The sequence below is a fragment of the Streptomyces flavofungini genome, assembly GCF_014650815.1.
GTDB classification, from domain to species: domain Bacteria; phylum Actinomycetota; class Actinomycetes; order Streptomycetales; family Streptomycetaceae; genus Streptomyces; species Streptomyces flavofungini.
Genome location: NZ_BMVR01000006.1, coordinates 538,173 through 563,482, shown reverse-complemented (window position 1 = coordinate 563,482; position 25,310 = coordinate 538,173). Strand labels below are relative to the sequence as shown.

Here is a 25,310-nt window from a genome sequence, read left to right as displayed (position 1 = left end):
ATGCTCATGTGCCGGGGCGACGTCCCGTGGCTTGGGGAGCAGCCGGTTCCGACCAGCAAGGATGGGTGGAAGTCGAGATGGACAAGCAGCAGGAGTTCGTGCTCCGCACTCTGGAGGAGCGCGACATCCGGTTCGTGCGCCTGTGGTTCACGGACGTACTCGGCTTCCTGAAGTCGGTCGCGGTCGCTCCGGCCGAGCTTGAACAGGCCTTCGACGAGGGCATCGGCTTCGACGGTTCGGCCATCGAGGGCTTCGCCCGGGTCTACGAGTCCGACATGATCGCCAAGCCGGACCCCGGCACCTTCCAGGTCCTGCCCTGGCGCGCGGAGGCCCCCGGCACGGCCCGGATGTTCTGCGACATCCTCATGCCGGACGGCTCCCCGTCCTTCGCGGACCCCCGCTACGTACTGAAGCGGGCACTCGCCAAGACCTCCGACCTCGGGTTCACCTTCTACACCCACCCCGAGATCGAGTTCTTCCTGCTCAAGGACAAGCCCCTGGACGGCTCCCGGCCCGTCCCCGCCGACAACTCCGGGTACTTCGACCACACCCCGCAGAACGTCGGCATGGACTTCCGCCGCCAGGCCATCACGATGCTCGAATCCATGGGCATCTCGGTCGAGTTCAGCCACCACGAGGGCGCCCCCGGCCAGCAGGAGATCGACCTGCGCTACGCCGACGCGCTCTCCACAGCCGACAACATCATGACGTTCCGCCTGGTCATGAAGCAGGTGGCGCTGGAACAGGGCGTCCAGGCGACCTTCATGCCGAAGCCCTTCTCCGAGCACCCCGGCTCCGGCATGCACACCCACCTCTCCCTCTTCGAGGGCGACCGCAACGCCTTCTACGAGTCCGGCTCCGAGTACCAGCTCTCCAAGGTCGGCCGCTCCTTCATCGCGGGCCTGCTCAAGCACGCCGCCGAGATCTCCGCGGTCACCAACCAGTGGGTGAACTCCTACAAGCGCATCTGGGGCGGCTCCGAGCGCACCGCGGGCGCCGGGGGCGAGGCCCCCTCGTACATCTGCTGGGGCCACAACAACCGCTCCGCGCTCATCCGCGTGCCCATGTACAAGCCCGGCAAGACCGGCTCGGCCCGCGTCGAGGTCCGCTCCATCGACTCCGGCGCCAACCCCTACCTGACCTACGCCGTTCTCCTCGCCGCCGGCCTCAAGGGCATCGAGGAGGGCTACGAGCTGCCGCCGGGCGCCGACGACGACGTCTGGGCCCTCTCCGACGCGGAGCGGCGGGCCATGGGCATCGAGCCCCTGCCGCAGAACCTCGGCGAGGCGATCTCCCTCATGGAGCGGTCGGAGTTGGTCGCCGAGACGCTCGGTGAGCACGTGTACGACTTCTTCCTGCGGAACAAGAAGCAGGAGTGGGAGGAGTACCGGTCCGAGGTGACCGCCTTCGAGCTCCGCAAGAACCTGCCGGTGCTGTAGGCCCCGTAAGGAGAAGCCGCAGACGCGTCTGCCGGGTGCTCAGCAGCTGCGTCTGCGGCCGTTCGCCGGTTGCTCGCGCAGTTCCCCGCGCCCCTCAGGGCGCAATCGCGTCCCGCAGCGGCGTCTTCGCCCTGACCCGGTACTCCTGGATGGCCCACCCGTTGCCGTCCGGGTCCGTGAAGTACATGAACGTCGCCCCGTCCTGCTCGGCGAACTGGGCCGGCTCGGAGATGTCCAGGCCGCGGGCGGTCAGCTCGGCGTGGGCCTGCTTGATGTCAGGGACGCAGAGCTGCAGGCCCTGGTAGGAGCCCGGCTGGGGCGTGGGGCCGGGGGTGGTCTCCCAGAGGGCGGTGCTGAGCATGATCGAACAGCCGGATCCGGGCGGGGTGAGCTGGATCAGCCGCAGGCCGGGCATGACCTCGCCGTCGAGGTCGACGTGGAAGCCGCACTTGGACTCGTAGAACTCCTTGGCCCGGTCGAGGTCGCTGACGGGCACGCCGATCACTTCGAGTGTGTATTCCATGCGACGAGTACAGCAGCGATCGGGTGCCCTGTCCCGGCGAAGGCGCGGTTCGTTTCAGCCGAAGCGGTAACGCGTCTGGCTGAACGGTTCGCCCTTGCCGAATCCGAACGCCGTCCGGGGCTCCACCGCGAAGACGTACGCGCGTCCCGACTCGTGGAGGAAGCAGCCGTCCCCCACGTCGTAGTGGAAGAAGCCGCCGTACTTCTCCTCCCAGGCCGCCGCCAGCTCCCGGAGGAGCGCCTCGTCCGTGGTCCGGACCGCCGTGCCCTCGACGACCACGTCGAGGCCCTTGTCCCAGAGGTTGACGCCGGTCGTCAGGGCCACCTCGGGGTTGGTCTCCAGGTTGCGGGCCTTGCGCTCGTCCGGGCCGGTGGAGAAGTACAGGGCACCCCCGTGCCACAGGGTGCTCAGCGGGGTGACGTGCGGGCGCCCGTCGGGACGTACCGTCGAGATCCAGCACAGCCCGGCCGCCGCGAGCGCGTCCCGGGCCTGTGGCCAGGGCGTCGGGGCGGCTCCCGCGCTGCTGTAGCGGGCGTCGACATCGGTACGGGGTTCCTGGCTCGGCATGACGTAGCCTCCTGCTCTCCATGCTCCTGTCCCGGTAGGGACCCCGCACGCGGGCGGAACTCATCGGCGGGGCCCTGGGTAGGCTCGTGGCCAGGAACGGGCGAGCGAAGGGCGCGGGGATGACGGTGCCGCAGGGGCGCAGGAGCAGTACGTTCACGCGGCTGCTGCGGTACGGGTTCACCGACCCGTCCGCCGCCGAACGCCTCCTCGCCGCGTCCGAACTGGACGCCGTCCGCACCGACCCGGTGCTCCTGGACGCGCTCGGCGCCACCGCCGACCCGGACCTGGCGCTGCTCGGCCTGGTCCGGCTCGCCGAGGCGCAGCCCGCCGACGGCGCCGACACCGCGCGCCGGGAACTCCTCGACACCCTGATCAGCGCCAAGCCCCTGCGCGACCGCCTCCTCGGCGTCCTCGGCGCCTCCGAGGCCCTCGCCGACCACCTGGCCCGGCACCCGGGGGACTGGCGGGCCCTGGTCACGTACGAGGCCGCCGACCTGCACCCCGGTGTGGCCGAGTTCGAGCGGGGCCTCGCCGAGGCGCACGACCCGGTGTCGCTGCGCGTGGCGTACCGCCGCTGTCTGCTGTCCATCGCCGCCCGCGACGTGTGCGGCACCACCGATGTCTCCGAGACCGCCGCCGAGCTCGCCGACCTCGCCACGGCCACCCTGCGCGCCGCGCTCGCCATGGCCCGCAGAGCCGCGCCCGCCGACGCCGCGCAGTGCCGCCTCGCGGTGATCGCGATGGGCAAGTGCGGCGGCCACGAGCTGAACTACGTCTCCGACGTCGACGTGATCTTCGTGGCCGAGGCCGTGGAGGCACCCCCGGGCCTTTCGGGCGGGGAAGGCGCCGACGAGGGCAAGGCGCTGCAGGCCGCCACCCGGCTCGCCTCGCACCTGATGCGGATCTGCTCCGAGACCACCGTCGAGGGCACCATCTGGCCCGTCGACGCCAATCTGCGCCCCGAGGGCCGGAACGGCCCCCTGGTGCGGACCCTGTCCAGCCACCTCGCGTACTACCAGCGCTGGGCGAAGACCTGGGAGTTCCAGGCGCTGCTCAAGGCCCGGCCCGTCGCCGGGGACGCCGAGCTGGGCGCGGACTACGTGGCCGCCGTCGCGCCGCTGGTGTGGCACGCCGCCGAGCGCGACAACTTCGTCACCGACGTGCAGAAGATGCGCCGCCGCGTCATCGAGAACATCCCCGTGGGCGAGGTCGACCGCGAGCTGAAGCTCGGCCCCGGCGGCCTGCGCGACGTCGAATTCGCCGTCCAGCTCCTCCAGTTGGTGCATGGCCGCGCCGACTCCTCGCTGCGCAGCGGCACCACCCTCGACGCGCTCGCGGCGCTCGCCGCGGGCGGCTACGTGGGGCGCGTGGACGCCACCCAGCTCGACGACGCCTACCGCTTCCTGCGCTCCCTGGAACACCGCATCCAGCTCTACCGGCTGCGCCGCACCCACCTGCTCCCCGACGACGACGCCGACCTGCGCCGCATCGGCCGCTCCCTGGGCATGCGCACCGAGCCGATCACCGACCTCGCCCGCGCCTGGAAGCGGCACACCTCCGTGGTCCGCCGCCTGCACGAGAAGCTGTTCTACCGCCCGCTGCTCGATGCCGTCGCCCAGCTCGCCCCCGGCGAGTCCCGGCTCAGCACGGAGGCGGCCCGGGAGCGCCTGGTCGCGCTCGGGTACGCCGACCCCGGCGCGGCCCTGCGGCACCTGGAGGCCCTGGCGTCCGGCGTGACCCGCAAGGCCGCCATCCAGCGCACCCTGCTGCCCGTCCTGCTCGGCTGGTTCGCGGACTCCGCCGACCCCGACGCGGGCCTGCTCGGCTTCCGCAAGGTGTCCGACGCGCTCGGCAAGACCCCCTGGTACCTGCGGCTCCTGCGCGACGAGGGCGCCGCCGCGGAGAACCTGGCCCGGGTCCTCTCGGCCGGTCGCCTCGCCCCCGACCTGCTGCTTCGCGCGCCCGAGGCGGTGGCGCTGCTCGGCGACGAACGCGGCCTCGAACCGCGCGCACGTGCCCACCTGGAGCAGGAGGTCCTCGCGGCCGTGGGCCGCGCCGACGGCGCCGAGCAGGCGGTCGCGGCGGCCCGCGGGGTGCGGCGGCGCGAGCTGTTCCGCACGTCGGCCGCCGACATCATCGCCTCCTACGGCACCGAGGAGAGCCCCGTCGAGGCCGACGTGGGCGCGCTCGTGGAGCGCGTCGGCACTGCCGTCTCCGACCTGACGGCCGCCACGATCGCGGGCACGCTGCGCGCGGTGGTCCGCGAGGGCTGGGGCGACGAGCTGCCGACCCGGTTCGCGGTCATCGGCATGGGCCGCTTCGGGGGCCGCGAGCTGAGCTACGGCTCGGACGCCGACGTGCTGTTCGTGCACGAGCCCCGCGAGGGCGTGGACGACCAGGAGGCCGCGAAGGCCGCGAACGCCGTCGTCGCCGAGATGCGGCGGCTGCTGCAGTTGCCGAGCGCCGACCCGCCCCTGGTCATCGACGCGGACCTGCGCCCCGAGGGCAAGTCCGGGCCGCTGGTGCGCACCCTGAAGTCGTACGAGGCGTACTACCGCCGCTGGTCCCTGGTCTGGGAGTCGCAGGCGCTCCTGCGCGCCGACCCGGTCGCGGGCGACGCCGACCTCGGCCGCGCCTTCGTCGACCTCGTGGACCCGCTGCGCTACCCCGCCGAGGGCCTCGGCGAGGACGCGGTCCGCGAGATCCGCCGCCTGAAGGCCCGCATGGAGTCCGAGCGGATGCCCCGCGGCGCCGACCCCACCCTGCACACCAAGCTCGGCCGCGGCGGCCTCTCCGACGTCGAGTGGACCGTGCAGCTCCTCCAGCTCCAGCACGCCTGGGCCGAGCCGGGACTGCGCACCACCCGCACCCGCGAGGCCCTGCACGCGGCGTGCGCGGCGGAGCTGCTGTCCACGGAGGACGCGGCGATCCTCGACGAGGCCTGGGTGCTCGCGACGCGGGTGCGCAACGCGGTGATGCTGGTGCGCGGCCGGGCGGGCGACACGTTCCCGTCGGACGGCCGGGAGCTGGGGGCCGTCGGGCGGTACCTGGGCTATGACGCGGGTCAGGTCGGCGTGATGCTGGACGACTACCGGCGGATCACCCGGCGGGCACGGGCGGTGATGGAGGAGCGGTTCTACGGGGCGTAGCCGGGCGCGGGCCTACCGGGCGTAGGACTTCTTCCGCGGCTGTTGCTCCGGCACCAGCTTCGGCAGGACGTACGGCAGCTTGCCGTACCAGAGCCGCGCCACCGTGTAGCCGAACGCCAGGCAGATCATGCCGCCCACCGCGTCCAGCCAGAAGTGGTTGGCGGTGGCCACGATCACGACCAGGGTGAGCGTCGGGTAGAGCAGGCCGAGGACCTTCACCCAGGGCACCGACGCCAGCGCGAAGATCGTCAGGCCGCACCACAGGGACCAGCCGATGTGCATCGACGGCATGGCCGCGTACTGGTTCGACATGTTCTTCAGGTCGCCGGAGGCCATCGAGCCCCAGGTGTTGTGGACCACGACCGTGTCGATGAAGTCGCCGCCGGGCATCAGCCGGGGCGGCGCCAGCGGATACAGGTAGTAGCCGACGAGGGCCACCGCCGTCGTCGCGAAAAGGACCAGGCGGGTGGCCGCGTACCGGCCGGGATGGCAGCGGTAGAGCCACACCAGGACGCCGAGCGTCACGATGAAGTGCAGCGTCGCGTAGTAGTAGTTCATGCCGACGATGAGCCATGTCACCGAGTCGACGGCGTGGTTGACGGAGTGCTCGAAGGCGAGACCCAGGCTGTGCTCCACGTCCCAGATCCAGTCGGCGTTGCGCAGCGCGGCCGACTTCTGCTCCGGGACGGCGTTGCGGATCAGTGAGTACGTCCAGTAACTCACCGCGATCAGCAGGATCTCGAACCACAGCTTCGGGCGTCGAGGAGTGCGCAGCCGACGCAGGAGATTCCGCCCCTCGCGGTCATCTGCCTCGCCCGCCATGGGTGATGAGGTGGGGGGCCCTTGTTGGCCTTCCAGTGTCGTCACAGTCATCTCACCCATAGGCACAGAGTCTGCCAGATACCCACCTCTGATCAGATCATCCCCCGGTTGGGTTCCGCCCGCATTCCCTACGTCCCAGGTACGAGGAGATCCCCTACGCCCGCGGGGCGGCACACGCGGCCGTCGAGCCCCGCACCACGAGCTCCGGCATGAACACGAATTCGCTGTGCGGGGCGGGGGTGCCCGCGATCTCCTCCAGGAGGGTGCGGACCGCGGCCTGGCCCATCGCGGGCACCGGCTTGCGGACGGTCGTCAGGGGCGGGTCGGTGAAGGCGACGAGCACCGAGTCGTCGAAGCCGACGACCGAGACGTCGTCCGGCACCTCCAGGCCCCGCTCCCGCGCGGCCCGTATCGCGCCGAGCGCCATCATGTCGCTGGCGCACACCACGGCCGTGCAGCCCCGGTCCAGGAGCGCCGCCGCCGCTGCCTGTCCGCCTTCGAGCGTGTACAGGGAGTGCTGGATCAGCTCCGCCTCGATGTCCTCGACGTCCTCGGGACCCAGCCGGAACGTCTCCCGCATGGAGCGCGTGAACCCCTCGATCTTCCGCTGTACGGGGACGAAGCGCCGCGGCCCGAGGGCGAGCCCGACCCGGGTGTGCCCGAGCGAGGCCAGGTGGGTGACGGCCAGGCGCATCGCCGCGCGGTCGTCGGGCGAGATGAAGGGCGCCCGCACCTTCGGCGAGAAGCCGTCCACGAGGACGAACGGCACCCCCTGCGCGCGCAACTGCTCGTAGCGCTCGGTGTCCGCGGTGGTGTCCGCGTGCAGCCCCGAGACGAAGATGATGCCCGCGACCCCGCGGTCCACCAGCATCTCGGTCAGCTCGTCCTCGGTGGAGCCGCCCGGGGTCTGGGTGGCGAGCACCGGGGTGTACCCCTGCCGGGTCAGGGCCTGGCCGATCACCTGGGCGAGGGCGGGGAATATCGGGTTCTCCAGCTCCGGCGTGATCAGGCCGACCAGGCCCGCGCTCCGCTGCCGCAGCCGCACGGGCCGTTCGTAGCCGAGCACGTCAAGGGCGGCGAGCACGGACTGACGGGTGGCCGCAGCGACGCCCGGCTTGCCGTTCAGGACCCGGCTCACGGTCGCCTCGCTGACCCCCGCCTGGGCTGCGATGTCGGCCAGTCGCGCGGTCACAGGATTGGACTGTACCGGTCGTGCCTCACGCTGCCCACCAGTCGGGTCTCACCGCTCCCACCAGACCGTCGCGTCCGGCGGGAGCACGGCGTTGGCGCCGGGCCCGCCCAAGTCGGCCGCCGGGGCGCGCGAGTTGAGGCTGCACAGGAGCGGGGTGCCGGGGGCGGGCAGGGTGACGGGGCGGCCGGTGAGGTTCGTGGTGACGACGAGGGTGCGGCCCGCGGCGGCCCTGCGGAATGCCAGCACGCCCTCGGGTGCGTCGAGCCACTCCACGTCCCGGCCCGCGCCCAGCGCCGGATGCTCGCGCCGCAGCGCGAGCGCCGCCCGGTACAGCTCCAGCGTCGACGCCGGATCGCCCTCCTGCGCCTCGACCGTGAGGTCCCGCCACCCCGCGGGCTGCGGCAGCCAGCTCGGGCCGCCCTCGACGGGCCCGAACCCGAAGGGCGGCCGCGCGCCGGACCACGGCAGCGGCACCCGGCACCCGTCCCGCGTGCCCTCCTGCCCCTGGTGCCCCGCGCCCCGGAAGAACGCCGGGTCCTGGCGCACCTCGTCGGGCAGGTCCGTCACCTCGGGCAGCCCCAGCTCCTCGCCCTGGTAGAGGTACGCCGAGCCGGGCAGCGCCAGCATCAGGAGCGTCGCCGCGCGGGCCCGGCGCAGCCCGCGGGCCGGGTCGCCGTCGGCGAAGCGCGTGCTGTGCCGCACCACGTCGTGGTTGGAGAGCACCCACGTCGCGGGCGCGGCCACGGAGTTCATGGCGGCCAGCGAGCGGTCGACGACGGCGCGCAGCGCGGCCGCGTCCCAGCCCGTCGTCAGGTACGTGAAGTTGAAGGCCTGGTGCAGCTCGTCCGGGCGCAGATACAGCGCGCTGCGCTCCACCGTCGGCGTCCACGCCTCGGCGACGGCGACGCGCTCGCCGTCGTAGCCGTCGAGGAGCGCCCGCCAGTCCCGGTAGATCTCGTGCACGCCGTCCTGGTCGAAGTACGGCACGGGCGCGGCGCCCAGGAGCTTGACCTGTTCGCCGTGGCCGACGTCCGGCAGGCCCGGTGCCTTGATCAGGCCGTGCGCCACGTCCACGCGGAAGCCGTCGACGCCGAGGTCGAGCCAGAAGCGCAGGACGGAGCGGAACTCCTCGCGGACCGCCGGGTGCTCCCAGTCGAAGTCGGGCTGTTCGGGCGCGAACAGGTGCAGGTACCAGTCGCCGGGGGTGCCGTCGGGGTCGGTGGTGCGGGTCCAGGCCGGGCCGCCGAAGACGGACTCCCAGTCGTTGGGCGGCAGTTCACCGCCCGGGCCGCGGCCGGGGTGGAAGTGGAAGCGCTCCCGCAGCGGCGAGGACGGGCCGTCCGCCAGGGCCGTGCGGAACCACTCGTGCTGGTCCGAGCAGTGGTTGGGCACGATGTCGACGATCACCCTGAGGCCGAGATCGTGGGCCCGGCGCACCAGTTCGTCGGCGTCCGCGAGGGTGCCGAAGACGGGGTCGACCACGCGGTAGTCGGCGACGTCGTACCCGGCGTCGGCCTGCGGCGAGGCGTAGAACGGGGAGAGCCAGACGGCGTCCACGCCGAGGTCCCTGAGGTGCGGCAGGCGGGCCGTCACGCCCGGCAGGTCGCCCATGCCGTCGCCGTCGGCGTCGGCGAAGCTGCGCGGGTAGACCTGGTAGATGACGGCGTCGTGCCACCAGCCGCTGCCGGGCTCGGTGCTGGCCGAGGTGCTGGCCTGGGTGGTGATGTCGCTGCTGGTGTCGGTGATGTGCTGGGTCATGAAGTCCCTTGCCGGTACGGGGATTCCCTGCCGTTCCCCACAGTGTCGCCCCGACGGATCCGGGCACTGGGATGAACGGGCCGCGGGAGGCGAAGGTCACGAACGCCGGACCGGCTCCGGCCCGGGAGGGAGCGGATCCTAGCGGCAAGCCCGGCGGGCCCGCGGCGGGTCGGGTGATCTCCACCGTTCCAGGTCGTACCGCGGCTACGTACTCCCCGGTGGTGTGTTAGGGCGCTAGCGTGGAACAGCGAGCCCGCAAGGGCTCGTTACCGTCCGCCGCTCCTGGGGGATGTCCACGTGGGCGTCAAGGACAAAACAGTCAAGGGTGACAAAGCGGAGGCCGGGCCGGGGGTCACCACGGTCCTGGTCGTCGACGACGTGGCCGCGAGCCGGTACGCGCTGGGCGCGGTGCTGCGCCGCGCGGGCCACCGCGTGGTCCTGGCCGCCAGCGCCGGGGAGGCGCTGACCGAACTCGACGCGCGGCTGCGCGCGGGCGAACTGCCCGACGTGGCCCTCGTCGACGTGGGCCTGCCCGACATGAGCGGCTACGACCTGTGCCGCCGCCTGAAGGCCTCCGCGTCCACCGCGTCCGTGCCCGTCGTCCACTTCTCCGCCGCCGCGCACGGCTCCGCCGACCGCTGCCGCGGCCTCGACGCGGGCGGTGAGTCCTATCTGACCGTGCCCGCCGAACCGGAGGAGATCGCCGCCGTCGTCCGCGCCGCCGCCCGTGGCGCCCGGCACCGCAGCGCCGCCCAGACCCGCGCCGGACGCCTCAGCCGCCTCGCCGAGGCCGTCCTCGACGTGCAGTCCGTGAGCAGCGTCCGCGAGTTGGTGGACGCCGCGGCGGCCGGCGCGGCGCGCCTCGCCGACGCCCCCGCCGCGGCCTTCGTCCTCGGCGAGGAGGGCGAGATCCACTGCGGCCGCTCCCACCGCCGCGCCGCCGCGGCCCTGCCCGGACCCGACGCGCACGAGAGCGTGGCCCACCTGATGTGGCGCCTGATGTCCGGCAGGACCGGCGTCCACACCGCGACCGTGCCCGGGCCGATGTGGCCCGCGGGGTTCGTGGGGATGCCGTGCGGCCCGGCGGAGCTGACGCCGGGCCGCACGGAACGGGCCCCGGACGCCGCCCGCGCCGTGCGGCCGACCCGCTGGCCGGACGGCGGCGGCACGCGGCCGCCCGCCGGGCTCACCGGGCCGGGGGAGGGGGCGCTGCTCGCGCTCGCCCGCACCCGCGACGACCTCGCGCCGGTGTGCCTCGCCACCGCCGCGTACGCCCAGGACTCCGCCCCCGACCTCGGCCGGCTGGCCCACGCCACCGCTCGCGTCGCGGAACGGCTGCTGATGTACGAGAAGGAGCGCCACATCGCGCTGACCCTCCAGCACAGCTTCCTGCCGAGCGGCCTGCCGGACCTGCCCGGCACCGAGATCGTCGTCCGCTACGAACCCGCGTCCCGGCAGGCGGAGATCGGCGGCGACTTCTACGCCGCGCTGCCCACGCCCGCCGGGGTCCTCACCGGCATCGGCGACGTCGTCGGCCACTCCCTCGACGCCGCCACGGTGATGGTGGAGCTGCGCCACGCCCTGCGCGCGTACTGCGTCGAGGACCCCGACCCCGGCCGCCTCGCCACCCGCCTCGACCGGATGCTGCAGCGCTACCACCCCGACGTCACCGCCACGATGTGCCTCACCCTCGTCGACCCGCCCACGGGCCGCACCCGCGTCGCCAACGCGGGCCACATCCCGCCGCTCGTCGTGAGCGACACGGGCCCGGCCGCGTACATCAAGGCGAGCGGCCCGCTGCTCGGCCTCGGTCTCCACCGGCCGCCGCCGGTGGAGACCCGCCTCACCACCACGGACCGCCTGCTGATGGTCACCGACGGCCTCATCGAGACCCGCGGCACGGACCTCGCCGTGTCCATGGAGCACCTGCGCCTCGCGGCGGCCGACGCCCCGCCCGGCGTGACCGCCCTGTGCGACACGCTCCTGGAGGGCTTCGGCCGCGAACGGGACGACGACATCGCGCTCTTGGCGCTGCGTCTGACCGGCCGGTCCGTCGGCGCGTAGCGGCCCCGGGCCTGCTCTTGCGCACCGCGGCGGCCCCGGGACAGGGTGATCACGCAGAGGCCGTACGGACACCTGCGTACGGGCACACGCGTACGCGCACACAGGAGAGCACCCATGCCGCAGATCACCGTCGACTACTCCGAGCCGCTCGCGGACTCCTTCGACCGGCGGGGCCTCGCGCTCGCGCTGCACCCGCTGCTCGTCGAGGAGACGGCCGCCACCCTGGCGGCCTGCAAGACCCGCTTCGTGCGCACGGAGACGGCCGTCGTGGGCGGCGACGAGGACGGGCACGCGGTGGTGCACGTGCGGATCGGCCTGCTGCCGGGGCGCACGGCCGAGGCCAAGGCGCGGGTGACGGACGCGGCGGTGGATCTCGTACGCCGCCATCTCAAGCCCGTGGCGGGGCACGTGGTGCACATCTCGGCGGAGGTGTGCGACCTCGACGCGTCCTACCGCAAGGCGACGGACGCGTGAGGCGCTGACGTACCCGCGCCGGGCCGACGGACGCCCGACGGGCTAGGAGGGCAGCGCCGCGCGCGGCGCGAGCGCGGCCAGGCGGGTCAGCAGGTCCGCGAACGGCCCGTCGGCGGGCTCGTCCGCGAGGATGCCGCCGAGCAGCAGCGCCATCTCGTCGTCGTAGGCGGCGCTCACCGCCGCCAACGCGGCGAAGTCATGGACGAGTTGGAGCTCAAGCTCGGCCCGCGGGATGCGGCGGCCGTCCAGCCAGATCAGCGCCGTCGACTCGGCGAGCGAGATCCAGGACCGCACCACCAGTTCGAGCCGGGCGGGCGGCGCGGTGACGCCGAGGTGCGCGAGGATCTGGTCGTACGCGGCCTGCCGCACCGAGTCGATGAGCGCGTTCGTCGTCGAGGAGCCGACCGCCGGGCCGCCGCGCATCAGCGCGGAGAAACCGGGCCCGTGCTCGTCGACGAAGCCGAGGAAACGTCCCGTCACCCGCAGCAGCCGCGACCCCAGCGGCCCCTCGTGCGGCTCCAGGAACCGCTCGGCCAGCTCGTCCGCGGCCCGCTTGAGCGCCGCCTCGTACAGGCTGAGCTTGCCGGGGAAGTAGTGGTACACGAGCGGGCGCGAGATGCCCGCGGCCGCCGCTATCTCGTCGATGGAGACGTCGTCGGGCGAGCGATGGCTGAACAGCTCGAGCGCGACCCCGATCAGTTGCTGCCGCCGCTCCTCGACACCCATCCTGCGGCGCGTCCCGGTAGTCATGCGAACACTCTACCGATGCGATCCGGCCGTGAACGGACGCCCCCGCTCCGCCTGTTCACCGAAGCCGCGCCTGACCAGGCCCGACCCGGCCCCGGCACACCCACACCCACGCCCCGCCCGCGCCGCTACGCGTCGAGCACGAGCCGCGTACCGCGCGCCCGCGACACGCAGATCAGCATCGAGTCCCCGCGCTCGCCGTCGGTGAGCAGCTCGTCGCGATGGTCGATCTCGCCCTCCAGGACCCGGTGTTGGCAGGTCCCGCAGAACCCCTGCTCGCAGGAGTACGGGGTGTCGGGCAGCTCGGCGCGCACGGCTGCGAGCACCGTGGTGTCCGCGCCCACGGTCACCGTGCGCCCGCTGCGCCGCAGTTCGACCTCGAAAGCGCTCTCGCCCCCGGCGGCCGCGGCCGGGGCGAACCGCTCCAGATGCAGCGAAGCCCCTGCGGGCAGCGCCCCGGCCACGGCGTCCATGAGCCCCTCGGGCCCGCACACATACACGGCCCCGGCCCCACCGCCCCCGAGGAATCCCCGCACATCGGGCAGCCCGCACTCGTCCTCGGCGACAACAAGCACCCGCTCACCCGCACCCCCCAACTTCTCCAACTCCTCCAGGAACGGCATGGAGGCCCGACTCCGCCCGCAGTACAGCAACCGCCAGTCACCGCCGGCCGCCTCCACGGCCCGCACCATGGCGAGCAGGGGCGTGATCCCGATGCCCCCCGCGACAAAGACATACGAAGCGGCCCCGTCGAGCAGCGGGAACCGGTTCCGCGGCCCCCGCACCTCCACCTCCACCCCTTCCCGCAACACCTCGTGCACCTCACGGGACCCGCCGCGCCCGCCCTCGTCCGCCCCGATGAGCCGGGTGGCGACGGTGTACGAGGACGAGTCCTCGGGATCCCCGCACAGCGAGTACTGCCGTACGAGCCCCGAAGGCAGCACCAGATCCAGGTGCGCGCCCGGCTCCCAGGCGGGCAGCGCGCCCGACTGCCCACTCTCCAGGCGCAGTTGTACGACCCCCTCGGCGACGTGCTCGTGCCGGGCGACGCGCAGCCGCAGTGCCCGCGAGCGCGGCTGCCCGGAGACGGGCTCCTCCAGGGCGGGCAGCGGCCACAGCGGCGAGGCGCCGATGCGGCGGCGCAGGGCGCGTCGGGTGAGGAGTGCGGTGCCGACCACGAAGAGGGCGGCGCGGGCGGCGCGGGCGGTACGCAGGCTGGAGGACATGGGTCAGACGGCCCCGTTCGTGCGGGCCTCGGCGGCGGTGGCCGCGGGGGAGGAGGCGAGGTAGGCGACGGCCTGCGCGGTGCTGCCCTCCTGGGAGGGGTGGTAGCCGCGGCTCAGATAGCGCGGGATGGAGCGGATCATGTCGCCCGTCGTGGGCAGGGTGCCCGCGCGGCCGCTGCGGTGGAAGTCCCGGAAGGACGCCTTGCCGTCGGTCAGCGTCGGATCGTTCTCCATGAAGAAGCGGGCGCCGCGCTGCCACAGGAACACCAGCGCGGTGAAGGCGGTGGCCCAGGTGCGGGCGCGACGGCGGTAGCTCCCGTCGACGTGCATGAACAGGTCGAAGGCGACCGACCGGTGCTCGACCTCCTCCGCGCCGTGCCAGCGCAGCAGGTCCAGCATCGTCGGGTCGGCCCCCCGGCGGTCCAACTCCTCCGCGTTCAGCACCCAGTCGCCGAGGAACGCGGTGTAGTGCTCGATCGCCGCGATCATCGCCACGCGCTCCAGCAGCCACCAGTGGCGCGCCTTCCCCGGCGGCAGCGTGCGGTCCCCGAGCAGCTTCTCGAAAAGCCAGTCGACCTGGGCGGTGTACGGGGTCGGGTCCAGGCCCTGCTCCCGCAGGTGCGGCAGGACTTCGTCGTGGGCCTGGCTGTGCATGGCCTCCTGGCCGATGAACCCGATGACGTCCTCGCGCAGCCGCTCGTCCCGGATGTGCGGGAGCACCTGCTTGTACACGTGCACGAACCAGCGTTCCCCTGCCGGGAGCAGCAGGTGCAGCACGTTGATCGTGTGCGTCGTGAAGGGGTCCCCCGGAAGCCAGTGGAGCGGGGTGCTCTCCCAGGAGAAGGAGACGTTGCGTGCCTTGAGCGCTATGTGCTCGGAGGCGACGGGCTGCGGGGGCCGGGCCTTCGTATTAGACATGGCGTCAATGTACTGGTGGGTAGCGCGGTGGGTACAGGTGTGTGCGGCGGCTAATTCCGCGACCCCCGCCCCTTCCCGGAACCAGGGGTGCGGCGCCTCTGGTTCCGGAAAGGGGCGGGGGCCGGGGAGGGCTCAGCGCAGCGTCGACAGCTTGGTGCCGTCCCGGAGGGAGCCCGTCACCGTGGGGCGGGTGCCCTCGCGGGTGCGTGCGGTGAGGGTGTTGCCGGCGGCGCGCTCGCCGCCGGACACCGCCACCGAGGACACGTCCTTGCTGCCCGCGGCCAGCAGGTACCAGCCCCCGGCCGGGGACTTCCACACCACCCCGGCCAGCACCCGGGGCTCCCGTACCCCGCAGGCGGGCCCCCCTTCGGCCTTGGCGGCAACGGCTCCGGCCGCCGCCCCGGGCGCGAGGAACTGGGCGAGCACCCGCCCGCCGCCGCCACGCCACGTCTCGGCCCGGGTGCACACCCAAGCCGCACCGCCGCTCCCGTCGGGCATCGCCTGCCGGGCGTACTGCCAGGAGTTCACGGTCCGCACCCCGTGCGACCGGGCGGCGGCGAGGGAACACGCGGTCCGCGCCCAGTCGTCGGGCGCGGCCTCGCGGGGCGCGTCGGGCCGCCCGGCGGTGAGGTGGGCGGGCGTCAGCTCGCCGAGGTCGGTGGCGAGCCGCGAGGCCCCGGTGTGGTCGCGGAGCTGCAGGGCGTTCCAGGACCGGCACTCGCGGGCGAGGGCAGGGCTGGCGAAGGGGTCGGTGACGCCGTCGGGCGAGCGCCGCAGCGCGGTGGCGGAGGCGTCGGGCTTCAGCAGGTCGCGTACGACGGCGGTACGCACCCAGGGCGCCGTCAGATAGCGGACGTTGCCGTCGGCGCGGCCGACGACGACGGCCCCGGAGTCACCGGCGTCCGCGCCGTCGACGCGGGCGAAGTCGAGCGCGGCGCCGCCGGTCCCGTCCTGCGGCTCGGCGTACCGCACGACACGCAGCCCGTCGTACAGGAGCACGACGCGCGCCCCGTCGACGGGCCCCGCGAACAGGAGTTGCGCGGGTCCGGGCGGCGCCCCCGACGCGGTGCCGGGCGTCGCGGACACCTGCACGGTCTCGCCGGGCCGCGCCCAGACGGCGAGGGCGCGCCGCAACAGCGCCTTGTCGTCGATGAGTTCACCGCGGGCGGGCCACACGGAGAAGTCGGTGCGCGCGGACTGCTTCCAGGCGGCGGGGGCGGCCCGGGTGAGCCGCCCGGGGTCGAGGGCGGCCTCGGCGGCGGGGTTCTTCGCGTACGGCGGCGCGGCGGCGCCGTCCGGGCCCCAGCCGTCGCCGGGCATGCCGAGCAGCGCCCCGCACACGAGGGCGGCGACGGCCGCGACGGCGGCGGCCTTCAGGTGCTGGCGGCGGCGCATCAGGTCGGTGGGCCGGGCCTGCAGGGAGCACGGGTCGAACTCGGGTGACTCCAGCAGCGCGGCGGGCGCCCGGCCGCCGGGCGGCCCCTCGGCGCCGACCTCGGCGAGCGCGGCGGCGATGCCGTCGGCCTCCTCGGAGTCGGCGTCGGTGTCGACGCCGACCGCGTCGAGGATCCGCCGCGTCTCGTCGTCCGTGAGCCGTTCGAGGCCGCGCAGGACGTACGCGGCGCGGGCGGGCCCGGACAGGGCGGCGAGGTGCTGGTCCAGGGCGAGTTCGTCGGCGCCGCCGGAGCGCGGGAACAGCCTGAGGCCCCACACCTGCGGCAGCAGCGGCGGCAGTTGGGCCCGCTTGGGCCAGGCCCGCCGCTTCAGCGGCAGCCCGGCGTCCAGCGCCGCGCGCAGCACCTGGCAGCGAACGTAGGCGTAGCCGGGGTCGGTGCCCCGGCCCGCCTGCCTGCGCTGGTCGGGGACCGGCGGGGCGCTGGCGCGGCCGCGGGGGAGGGCGCGCTGGACCAGGGCGTGCGCGGTCAGGACGCGGCGGTTGCGGCCGAGGGCCGGGGGCAGCACCAGGTAGGCCAGGCGGACCAGGCGCGGGTAGTGCTCGACGAGGGCGGCCTCGGCCTGCTCCACGTCGACGACGGGTGATGCGGAGCCGCTCGGGGAGGCGGCTTTCGTGGACTGCGATGACGACACGTTCAGCAGAACGAGCGAATCGTCCGGCGGTCACTTCACGCTGGTCGGCGCGGGGCCCTTGACGGGAGCACGGGGGGCTACCCGGGGTCGGTCAGGAGGCGTGCGTAGTTCGCCATCGAACGCTGGTAGCGCGGGAGATGGCGGGCCAGGGCGCCCACCGCCAGGGAGACGGCTTCCCGGCCCCGGTCCGCGTCGATCAGGCACAGGGCCAGGGTTGCGCGCACGGCGTCGTCCAACTCGTCGTGCTCCGCGTTCAGTTCCGGGGTGAGCAGGGCGATGCCCTCTTCCACGCGGCCCGTGTTCCGCAGGGAGCTGGCCAGTTGGATCACTGTGCGGCGTCTGCGGTAGCCGTCGATGCCGCGGGTCAGGGCCTCCTGGTACAGAGGGACCGCCTTGTCCGAGTGGCCGGTCGAGTCGAAGGCGCAGGCCCGTTCGAACGGGGCCACGGCGCTGTCCCGCGGCAGCTCCCGGACCAGCTCGTCGATCCGCTCCCTGAACTCCCCGGCCCGCTCCTCCCCGTACGCGTCGAACTCGCCCCACGCGGCGGACATGCGCTTCTCCCAGTCTGCGTCCATCGCCACACCCTGGCACGACGCCTTTCCCTGAGCAGCTCATTTTCCCGTGCGGCCGGGCCGGGGGCACCCCCGTATCGGCGCTCCGCGCCTCGTCCTCAATCTCCCCCCGAGCTCTCAAGGAGCAGGGGGACCCCCACGACGGGCTCTCTCCCACCCACCCGCCCGAACTCGCACCCTCAGCCCGACAGCCCGGCATCATCAGCCCCGAACACCTCACCCCGCACCACGGCTCCGCCTCACCCGCAGCCGCTGCTCCGGCCCGCCCCGGGGAAGTTCTCAGCCCGTCCGGCGTTTGAGGACGAGGCGCGAAGCGCCGATTCGGCGGCGCCCCGTCCCACCCGAAGGGGACACCCACCCCCGGGGTCCAGGGGCAGAGCCCCGGGATCGGAGAAGGGGCGGGACCGGGGCGCCCCGCGAGGGTCAGGGCAGCTGCCAGGCGCTGAATTCCGTCGTGCCCCGGCCCCCCGCCCCGCCATGCGTCGCCGTCATGAACATCCCCACGTCCTGGGCGGAGCCCACCCCGGGGACGGGGACCGTGGCGACGGTGCGCCAGGTGGCGCCGGAGTCGGTGGAGAGGGCCCCGGTGAAGGTCCCTCCGGTCCGGGACAGCCGGAGGAGGACGGGGGCCTTGACGCCGGTGACGCGCTGGTAGGTGTCGAGGGTGCCGTCGCCGGTGGTGTCGTAGGAGAGGACGACGCCGTTGGCGGGGGTGACGGCGAGGTTGAGGAAGCCGGGGGAGCCGGGGGTGGGGAGGGAGTTGCGGGCGATGATGCCGGCGCGGGCCCAGGGCCCGGTGACGGCCTGGGAGTCGACGCGGACGGTGACGGACACCCCGTCGCGAAGGCCCCCGGGCCGGAAGAGGGTGCCGAACTCGGCGGTGCCCCGCCACAGATCGGCCCCGCCCCCGTCGATGGCGTACCGCCCGTCGAGCTCCCCGAAGACGGCCCCGCTGTTGGTGTAGGTCTCCCAGCCCGGGCTGAGGGGCCCGGCGACGAAGAGGGTCCCTTCGTGGACGGCGGGCACGCGCTTCTCGCCCTGCGGCCCGTAGCGGGCGGTGAGGGTGTAGGGCAGGGGCCGCAGCGGCCGGTCGAGGGGCACGTCGGGGGCGCTCGCGCGCCAGACGACGGTGCCGGTGCCCCCGGCGGGCACCCGGGGCAGGGACGTCGGCCCGTCGGGCTCGGCGTCGAGGCCGGTGAGGGTGAAGTCGACGCGGCCGGTGGCGCGCAGGCCGTTGACGTTGCGGAAGAGGGCGGCGACGCGCGCGTGCCCGCCGGGCGGGAAGGAGGGCGGCTCGGCGGTGACGTCGAGGGTGCCCTGGTAAGGGGCGCGGGCGAGGGTGTCGTGGACGCGGGCGGCGGTGCGGTGGGGGTCGGCGACGGGCCGCAGGGGGTAGTCCTTGCGGGCCCGGGTCCAGGGCTCCTCCACGGCGCCGTACCAGTCGACGGGCGTGGGCGCGCGCCCGGCGGCGAGCGCGTCGGCGAGTTCGTCGAGCCACTTCTGCCAGCGCGGCAGATAGAAGTCCCCGGTGAGGCCGTGCCATTCGCGGTTGCCGTAGTCGTGGAGGTTGCCGGGGTCGGAGGTGGGCCGGTCGCCCCACACGGTGATGAGGACCTTCGCGGTGCGCTCGAACTCGGCGCGCTCCGTGTCGTTGGCGGCGAGCCGCCGGGCGTCCTCGATCCAGGGGCCGAGCAGGAACGCCGGGTGCGTACCGGTGACGTCGTCGGAGAGCCGCATGAGGCGCAGCCACAGGTGGGACAGGGCGCGGAAGGTGTCCTGGTCCTTGCGGGCGTACGCGGTCCTGAGCTGGGGCAGGAGCTGGCGGCTGCGGTGGGCGAGGGCCTGCCGGGCGACGTCGACGAGGTCGTGCTTGTAGGCGGCGCTGCGGCGCAGTCCGCCCGCGACGCCGAGGAGGCCCGCGAGGGCCGCGTCGAAGCGGCCGGGGTCGTAGGTGAGGGCGCGCGGCGCGTACTCGGCGGCGCGGTTCGCGGCGAGGTCGGGGCGGGCGGCGAACAGCGAGTCGTGCGGGTCGCTGCGTTCGACGGCCCGGTGCTGGTACGCGGTGTCGTGCAGGGCCCGCCAGGCGGCGCGGGCGTGCCGGTCGCGGCCGCCGTAGCGGAAGTCGGCGTACCCGGAGAACCAGTCGGCGCGGTCCACCTCGTCGTCCATCCAGGCGAGTTCGGAGAACAGCTCGAAGGCGGCGGGGTCGCGGTCGGTGGCCTCCGGCATGTACGCGGTGCCCGCGAGCGCGCTGTCCGGCTTGTCGCGCCAGGCGAAGAATCGCTCCTGCCACAGGTGCGTACGGGCGCCGATGGTGGAGCGGCCGCCGAAGTTCGGGATCGAACCGAAGGCGTAGGGCGTACCGCCCCAGTCCTTCTCACGGTCGGAGACGCGCTGGTAGCGGTCGGAGACGCCGTCGACGATCAGCATCTTCTGGCGGTCGATGGCGTCGAGGAGCGCGGGCAGCGGGTTCTCCTGCCAGCCGAGGATCACCCAGGTCGCGCCGGGATGGGCCTGGCGCAGGGCCGCCTCCACGCCCTTGGCGGCGGCCGGCACGGGTACGTCGCCCGCGGTGCCGCCCTCGTGCAGCAGGTCCATCTTGAAGTGGGCGGCGGCGCCGAAGAGTTCGCGCTGATGGCGGTAGAAGGACGCGGCGACCCGCGCGAAGGTGTCGGTGCGCGGGTCGAGCCAGTCGGGCCGGTCGAAGCCGTGCCAGGTGCCCTGCGGCACGACGCGCGCGTCACCGCCGTTGCGGGCCACGAACTCGTCCGGGACGTGCCCGTAGTAGCCGGGGAGCACCGGCGCCATGCCGAGTTCGCGCAGCCGGTCGACGATCTTCCGGCCCAGGTCCACGCGGCGCTGGATGAGCTCGGGGGAGAGCGGGCCGCCGTACCCGGACAGGTTCTGCAGCAGCCACCACGGCTGGTGCGAGGGCGCGGGCAGCCAGGCGCGGGACTCGGCGTCGGTGTAGTGGAAGTCCTTCAGGACCCGGTGGTAGACGGCCTCGGTGCCCGCGATGGTCAGCACTTCGTTGCAGCCGTGCAGCGCGAGGACGTCGATCATGCGCTCCCAGTACGGCCAGTCGGCGTACGGGGCGGTGTAGCCGTCGTTGGTGTCGTTGAGGGCGAAGCGGTGGCGGAGCGCGGTGGCGCGGGTCAGCGGGCGGGCCGGTGCGGGCAGGCGGCGGGGCAGGTCGAGCTGGCCGCCGTTCCAGGCGATGTGGGCGCCGCACACGTACTTCAGGTACCAGTGGACGCCGGTGAGCAGCACGGCGGGCGTGGTGCCCGAGACCTCGATGCGGCCCGTGGAGCCGGTGACCCGGAAGCGGTCGCGGCCGCCCTGGGCGGGCACGAGTCTCAGTCTGAATTGATCAGCGTGGTGCGGGAGTTGCCGATTGAGCACGGAGCGCGCGGAATCCGTATCGAGGGCGGGGCCCTCGGCGGGCCCCTCGGCCGCGCGGGCCGGAGCCGGGGTGCCGATGGCGGTCCCCAGGCCTCCGAGCCCCGTCAGGCCGATGGCACCGGCGGTGCCGAGCATGGAGCGTCGCGACGGTCCGGACATGTGTACCCCCCTGCGTCGATGACTGCGGCGCACGGTATCCGGGCGGCCTTCAGCGCTCAACGGTGCTTACGGAGAAGGCGAGTTCGCATCGCCGGACGGGACAGGAGGAAGAGATGAGGAAGATGGTGTGGGCGGCGGGAGCGCTTTCGGCCACGACGCTCGGCCTGGTGATCGCGGGAGGTCTCGCCGCGGGCTCCGGTGGCGGCTCCGGCGGCGACGGCGCGGCCCGGGCGGCGGATGCGGCGCCGCGGACGGCGACCGGAACCCTGGAGCAGTTGGCGGCGAAGGCCGAGTGCGCGCCCGACCTCCAGACGAACGCCGACGAGCTGCGCCAGGCCAAGTGCCAGAACGAGGACGGCCGTTTCGTCCTCGCGACCTTCGCCACCGACCGGGGCGAGCGCGACTGGCTGAACGCGGCCAAGGACTACGGCGGTACCTACCTCGTCGGCAGGAAGTGGGTCGCCGTCGGGGACCCGGCCGTGGTCGGAGCGCTGCGCGGCCGGCTCGGCGGGACGGTGGAACGGGCCTCGCACCACTCGCCGTGAGGGAGGGTGGTGGGGGGAGCGAGGCCCCCTTCAGAAGGCGCCCTGGGCACGTGGGGCGCTTTCCACCGTCACCGCGCGGGCCGACCGCGCAGCAGTCTGGGGGGGGAGCTGGTGGTGTCAGGTGCAGCGGCGGTTGCCGTTGACGCACTTGGCGACGCGCTGCATCAGCCGCTCGTCGAACACGTTGATGAAGTCGCCGTGGTCGGTGATGGGCTTGTGCAGCTGCTCGGGGAAGGAGTCGACCGCGAAGCCGGGGCCCGGCGGCACGTCGTACACGATGCGCTGCACGAGCTGCGGGATGGCGCGGAAGCCCTGCGGGCAGCGGCCGCTGCGCTGGTCGGCGAACGCGACGTGGGTGCGGTGGTTGGCGCTGTCGGTGTTCTGGCCGTCCCAGCAGCTCTGGAAGTTGAACGTCCGGACGACCTTGCTGCCCTGGGGGCAGATCGGATACTTGTCCTTCAGCTGCCGGTTCTCGAATCCGGTGCAGCTCCAGGACGCGTTGGCATTCGCGTCACCGTTGGTGAACGCCTTGGCGTCACCGGTGATGATGCGCAGGAAACGTGGCATCGCGGTCACCTTGCTCACCGGACTGCCGACGAACTTCAACGTGACCTGGTCCGGCGTCTGGATCTCGCCGACGTTCTTGTCCCGGCCGCCGCCGTCCGCGTCGGCGTCGTTCTCGTTGTTTCCGTTCTGCAGCCGCAGGACCGGCCAGTAATACGTGGACTTGTCGCCCTGATTGCGGCAACTGGTATCACCGTTCGCGAGATCGTCGTCACCGGAGAAGGCGTCCGTCTCCTGATTTCCGACGTAATCGTGCATGTGGTGAGCGCCATTGCTCACGCCGGGCGCGACGATGACATTGTCCGGATTGAACTTTCCGTTCTCGTTCGTGCCGCAATTCGTGGTGAAGGTGCCGCGTGACGCGCCGCGCTGTTTACGGGGCTTTTGGACATTGGGCCGGACCGACTTGATGTCGACGAAGTCACCGGCCTCGGGGCCGTTGCCCGCCTGGCCCTGACCCTGCCCCTGGTCGCCGCCCTGGTCGCCTCCTTGGCCGTCACCCTGCCCCTGGTTCTGGCCCTGGTCCTGACCGCCGTTCTGCCCTTGGTCGCCGTCGCCGCCCTGGTTCTGGCCGCCCTGGTCCTGGCCGTCTTGGCCCTGGTCACCGCCCTGCTGTCCGCGGCCGCCGTCGTCGTCGGCGCGCAGGGTGCACGGCGCCATGCCGTCAAGGTTCTGCGGCGCCCGGCCGTCCTGGTCGATGGCCGAGCGGATGTTCTCGATGGTCGGGCGCCGCTGCTCCGCGAGCGGGCCGAGTACGGAATTCTTGTCCTCGGCCTCGGCGAAGCGCGCGTACGCGTCGGTGATCTGGCTGTCGAGCGTGGCGAGTTCGCGGTCGACCTCGGCGCGCGCGCCCTCGGGAACCTCCGGGAGCTGATTGCCGACGTCGGGGCAGCTGATGGTGGTCGCCTGCTGCCCGGCGCCCTGGGCCTGGCTTTCCGGCGGCGGACCCCCGCCCTCGTCGGCGTTCGCGTAGACATTCACCGCGACAAGTCCGCCGCCGCCCAGGATGAGCGCCGCCGACGCGGCGATCGCCCGCCCGGCCAGTTTTGATCGTTTTCGTGACGTGCGTCGTGAGGTGCGTCCCATGGGGCTACGTACGCATCAGCGGTCCGCCGTGTTCAAACCTCGCCGGGAAATTCTCGGCGCGAACTCCCGTACGTATCAACGCCCTTGATCGAGATAGGCGAGAACCGCGAGGACACGACGGTTGTCGTCGTCCGACACCGGCAGGTCGAGCTTCGCGAAAATATTGGACGTGTGTTTGGCGATGGCCCGCTCGGTCACCACGAGCTGCCCCGCGATCGCGGCGTTGGAGCGGCCCTGCGCCATCAGCTCAAGGACCTCGCGCTCGCGCGGGGTGAGCGCCCCGAGCGGCTGGTCGCTGGCGCGCCGCGACAGGAGCTGCTGGATGACCGTCGGGTCCATCGCGGTGCCGCCCGCCGCGACCCGGCGCACCGCGTCGACGAACTGCTCCGCGTCGAAGACCCGGTCCTTGAGGAGATAGCCGACCCCGCCGTTGCCGTCGGCCAGCAGCTCGCGCGCGTACAACTGCTCCACGTGCTGCGACAGCACGAGCACCGGCAGGCCGGGCCGCGCCCGCCGGGCCGCGAGCGCGCACTGCAGGCCCTCGTCCGTGTGGGACGGCGGCAGCCGGACGTCGACGACCGCGACGTCCGGCGCCAGCTCGGCCAGGGCCTTCGTCAGCTCCGGCCCGGTCTCTACGGCCGCCGCGATCTCGAAGTCGAATGCCTCCAGCATCCGCACGAGACCGTCGCGCAGCAGGAAGAGATCTTCGGCTAGGACAACTCGCAAGGGATCTCCATGGTCACCATGGTCGGACCGCCAACGGGGCTGCTGACGGCCAGTACGCCGTCGAATGTACCGAGTCGTCGTTCGATCCCGCTCAGCCCCGACCCGGCGCCGATCTCCGCCCCGCCCTTGCCGTTGTCCGTGATCGCGATCCGCAGCATGCCGTCGGCGTGGTGCACGTCCACCCAGACCCGCTGCGCCTGCGCGTACTTCACCGCGTTCGTCAGCGTCTCGCTCACCGCGAAGTACGCCGCCGCCTCCACCGGCTCCTCCAGGCGGCCCGGCAGCTCCACGTCGACCTCGGTCTCCAGCGGCAGCCGCAGCGCCAGCGCCTTCACCGCGTCGCCGAGGCCGCGCTCGGCGAGCACCGGCGGGTGGATGCCGCGGACCAGGTCGCGCAGCTCGGTCAGGGCCTCGCCGGAGTTCTGCCGGGCCTTGGCGAGCATCTCCTTGGCCTTCGCCGGGTCCTTCTCCACCAGCGCCTCGATGGTGCCGAGGTCCATGCCCATGGCGACCAGGCGGGCCTGCGCGCCGTCGTGCAGATCGCGCTCGATGCGGCGCAGCTCGGCGGCGGAGGTGTCCACCGCGTCGTGCCGGGTCTCCTCCAGGCGGTCCACGCGCAGCGCCAGCTCGCGCTCGCGCATCGAGGTGGTGGGCGCGAGCAGGCTGCGGGTGAGCAGGAAGTGGCCGCGGACGATGTACGGGTTGGCGAAGAGGGCGAGGACGCCGAGACCGGTGCCGAGCAGGGCGGCGCCGTTCGCCGCCAGCTGCGAGTTGACGTGGATGAAGCCGTACCACTCGCCGCCGCCCGCGTTGTAGATCGGCTTCCAGACGCCGAGGGCGAGCACCCAGCCGTACACCGGGTAGAGGACCAGGGCGGGCGCGAAGATCACGACGACGAAGCCCGCCGTCATGTCGGCAAGGAGCCACTGCAGGTCACGCCAGGTCGCCGGGTCCTTCAGCAGCCGGATGCAGCGCGCGACCTGGCCGGCCGCGCCGGGCGGCTCGGTCGCGGGCGGCTGCCGGTACGGAATCGGGATGCGTACGTCCGACCACTCGGCGGCGTGCACCCGGCGCAGGTTCGCGAACCTGGCCACGGCGGTGAGGACCACCGGCGTCGTGAAGAGGCCGATGCCGAGCAGGATGAACGCGATCGACAGGACCGAGAGCACGAAGAGCGTGATCGACCCGGCCAGCGCGATGATCGCCAGATACAGGCCGCGCGCCCCCGACAGCAGTGCCTCGCGCACTCTCGACGTCTTCATGGTGTCCCTCTCCTCAAACGGCCCGTA

Annotated in this window: 19 protein-coding genes; 5 read left to right on the top strand and 14 right to left on the bottom strand. The window is 73.2% G+C overall.

What is annotated here, in order from left to right; all coding sequences use genetic code 11:
* Positions 1-77: 77 nt before the first annotated feature.
* Positions 78-1,439 carry a gamma-glutamylpolyamine synthetase GlnA2 gene (glnA2, locus tag IE274_RS18970; protein ID WP_190117069.1) on the top strand — a complete coding sequence of 454 codons (1,362 nt, stop codon included), beginning with the start codon at positions 78-80 and terminating at the stop codon, positions 1,437-1,439.
* A gap of 94 nt (positions 1,440-1,533) precedes the next feature.
* Here the strand turns inward: glnA2 and IE274_RS18965 are convergent, their stop codons facing one another.
* Entirely contained in the window at positions 1,534-1,962 is a 429-nt protein-coding gene (locus tag IE274_RS18965; RefSeq protein WP_190116965.1) for a VOC family protein, read from the bottom strand.
* A gap of 54 nt (positions 1,963-2,016) precedes the next feature.
* Positions 2,017-2,529 (bottom strand): pyridoxamine 5'-phosphate oxidase family protein, encoded by a 513-nt coding sequence (locus tag IE274_RS18960; protein ID WP_190116964.1) that lies wholly within the window; start codon positions 2,527-2,529, stop codon positions 2,017-2,019.
* A 119-nt stretch (positions 2,530-2,648) separates the two neighbouring features.
* Here IE274_RS18960 and IE274_RS18955 point away from each other — a divergent pair, with 119 nt between their 5' ends.
* Complete coding sequence (locus IE274_RS18955) at positions 2,649-5,678, top strand: bifunctional [glutamine synthetase] adenylyltransferase/[glutamine synthetase]-adenylyl-L-tyrosine phosphorylase (protein WP_190116963.1); 3,030 nt, start codon at positions 2,649-2,651, stop codon at positions 5,676-5,678.
* A gap of 12 nt (positions 5,679-5,690) precedes the next feature.
* Here the strand turns inward: IE274_RS18955 and IE274_RS18950 are convergent, their stop codons facing one another.
* From IE274_RS18950 to IE274_RS18940, 3 genes are all read right to left on the bottom strand, one after another.
* On the bottom strand, positions 5,691-6,560 hold the full coding sequence (locus IE274_RS18950; RefSeq protein ID WP_190116962.1) for a phosphatase PAP2 family protein: 870 nt from the start codon (positions 6,558-6,560) through the stop codon (positions 5,691-5,693).
* 94 nt (positions 6,561-6,654) lie between these two features.
* Positions 6,655-7,692, bottom strand: coding sequence for a LacI family DNA-binding transcriptional regulator (locus tag IE274_RS18945; protein WP_190116961.1), 1,038 nt, complete (start codon positions 7,690-7,692; stop codon positions 6,655-6,657).
* Between the two features lie 48 nt (positions 7,693-7,740).
* Positions 7,741-9,450 carry a glycoside hydrolase family 13 protein gene (locus tag IE274_RS18940; RefSeq protein WP_190116960.1) on the bottom strand — a complete coding sequence of 570 codons (1,710 nt, stop codon included), beginning with the start codon at positions 9,448-9,450 and terminating at the stop codon, positions 7,741-7,743.
* 297 nt (positions 9,451-9,747) lie between these two features.
* On the opposite strand from IE274_RS18940, the gene IE274_RS18935 reads away from it, so the two are divergent.
* Together IE274_RS18935 and IE274_RS18930 are read left to right on the top strand one after the other, a co-directional pair.
* On the top strand, positions 9,748-11,514 hold the full coding sequence (locus IE274_RS18935; protein WP_190116959.1) for a fused response regulator/phosphatase: 1,767 nt from the start codon (positions 9,748-9,750) through the stop codon (positions 11,512-11,514).
* A 114-nt stretch (positions 11,515-11,628) separates the two neighbouring features.
* A complete protein-coding gene (locus IE274_RS18930) occupies positions 11,629-11,988 on the top strand; it encodes a 5-carboxymethyl-2-hydroxymuconate Delta-isomerase (protein ID WP_190116958.1) in 360 nt (119 codons plus the stop codon).
* A 42-nt stretch (positions 11,989-12,030) separates the two neighbouring features.
* Here IE274_RS18930 and IE274_RS18925 read toward each other — a convergent pair whose 3' ends face one another.
* From IE274_RS18925 to IE274_RS18900, 6 genes are all read right to left on the bottom strand, one after another.
* Positions 12,031-12,738 carry a TetR/AcrR family transcriptional regulator gene (locus IE274_RS18925; protein ID WP_190116957.1) on the bottom strand — a complete coding sequence of 236 codons (708 nt, stop codon included), beginning with the start codon at positions 12,736-12,738 and terminating at the stop codon, positions 12,031-12,033.
* A gap of 125 nt (positions 12,739-12,863) precedes the next feature.
* A complete protein-coding gene (locus IE274_RS18920) occupies positions 12,864-13,961 on the bottom strand; it encodes a PDR/VanB family oxidoreductase (RefSeq protein WP_190116956.1) in 1,098 nt (365 codons plus the stop codon).
* Positions 13,962-13,964: 3 nt separating this feature from the next.
* On the bottom strand, positions 13,965-14,879 hold the full coding sequence (locus IE274_RS18915) for a metal-dependent hydrolase (RefSeq protein WP_190116955.1): 915 nt from the start codon (positions 14,877-14,879) through the stop codon (positions 13,965-13,967).
* Positions 14,880-15,011: 132 nt separating this feature from the next.
* Positions 15,012-16,967 (bottom strand): hypothetical protein, encoded by a 1,956-nt coding sequence (locus tag IE274_RS18910; protein ID WP_190116954.1) that lies wholly within the window; start codon positions 16,965-16,967, stop codon positions 15,012-15,014.
* 77 nt (positions 16,968-17,044) lie between these two features.
* On the bottom strand, positions 17,045-17,542 hold the full coding sequence (locus IE274_RS18905; RefSeq protein WP_190116953.1) for a tetratricopeptide repeat protein: 498 nt from the start codon (positions 17,540-17,542) through the stop codon (positions 17,045-17,047).
* A 420-nt stretch (positions 17,543-17,962) separates the two neighbouring features.
* Positions 17,963-21,100: an alpha-N-acetylglucosaminidase gene (locus IE274_RS18900; protein ID WP_190116952.1), complete on the bottom strand. Its 3,138-nt coding sequence runs from the start codon at positions 21,098-21,100 to the stop codon at positions 17,963-17,965.
* A 113-nt stretch (positions 21,101-21,213) separates the two neighbouring features.
* On the opposite strand from IE274_RS18900, the gene IE274_RS18895 reads away from it, so the two are divergent.
* Entirely contained in the window at positions 21,214-21,645 is a 432-nt protein-coding gene (locus IE274_RS18895) for a hypothetical protein (protein ID WP_190116951.1), read from the top strand.
* A 117-nt stretch (positions 21,646-21,762) separates the two neighbouring features.
* On the opposite strand, the gene IE274_RS18890 is transcribed toward IE274_RS18895, so the two are convergent.
* The 3 genes from IE274_RS18890 to IE274_RS18880 form a co-directional block, all read right to left on the bottom strand.
* Positions 21,763-23,295 carry a DUF1996 domain-containing protein gene (locus IE274_RS18890; RefSeq protein WP_190116950.1) on the bottom strand — a complete coding sequence of 511 codons (1,533 nt, stop codon included), beginning with the start codon at positions 23,293-23,295 and terminating at the stop codon, positions 21,763-21,765.
* A 75-nt stretch (positions 23,296-23,370) separates the two neighbouring features.
* Positions 23,371-24,021, bottom strand: coding sequence for a LuxR C-terminal-related transcriptional regulator (locus IE274_RS18885; protein ID WP_190116949.1), 651 nt, complete (start codon positions 24,019-24,021; stop codon positions 23,371-23,373).
* Complete coding sequence (locus tag IE274_RS18880; RefSeq protein WP_190116948.1) at positions 24,006-25,283, bottom strand: sensor histidine kinase; 1,278 nt, start codon at positions 25,281-25,283, stop codon at positions 24,006-24,008. The genes IE274_RS18885 and IE274_RS18880 overlap by 16 nt, the downstream gene beginning before the upstream one ends.
* Between the last annotated feature and the right edge of the window lie 27 nt (positions 25,284-25,310).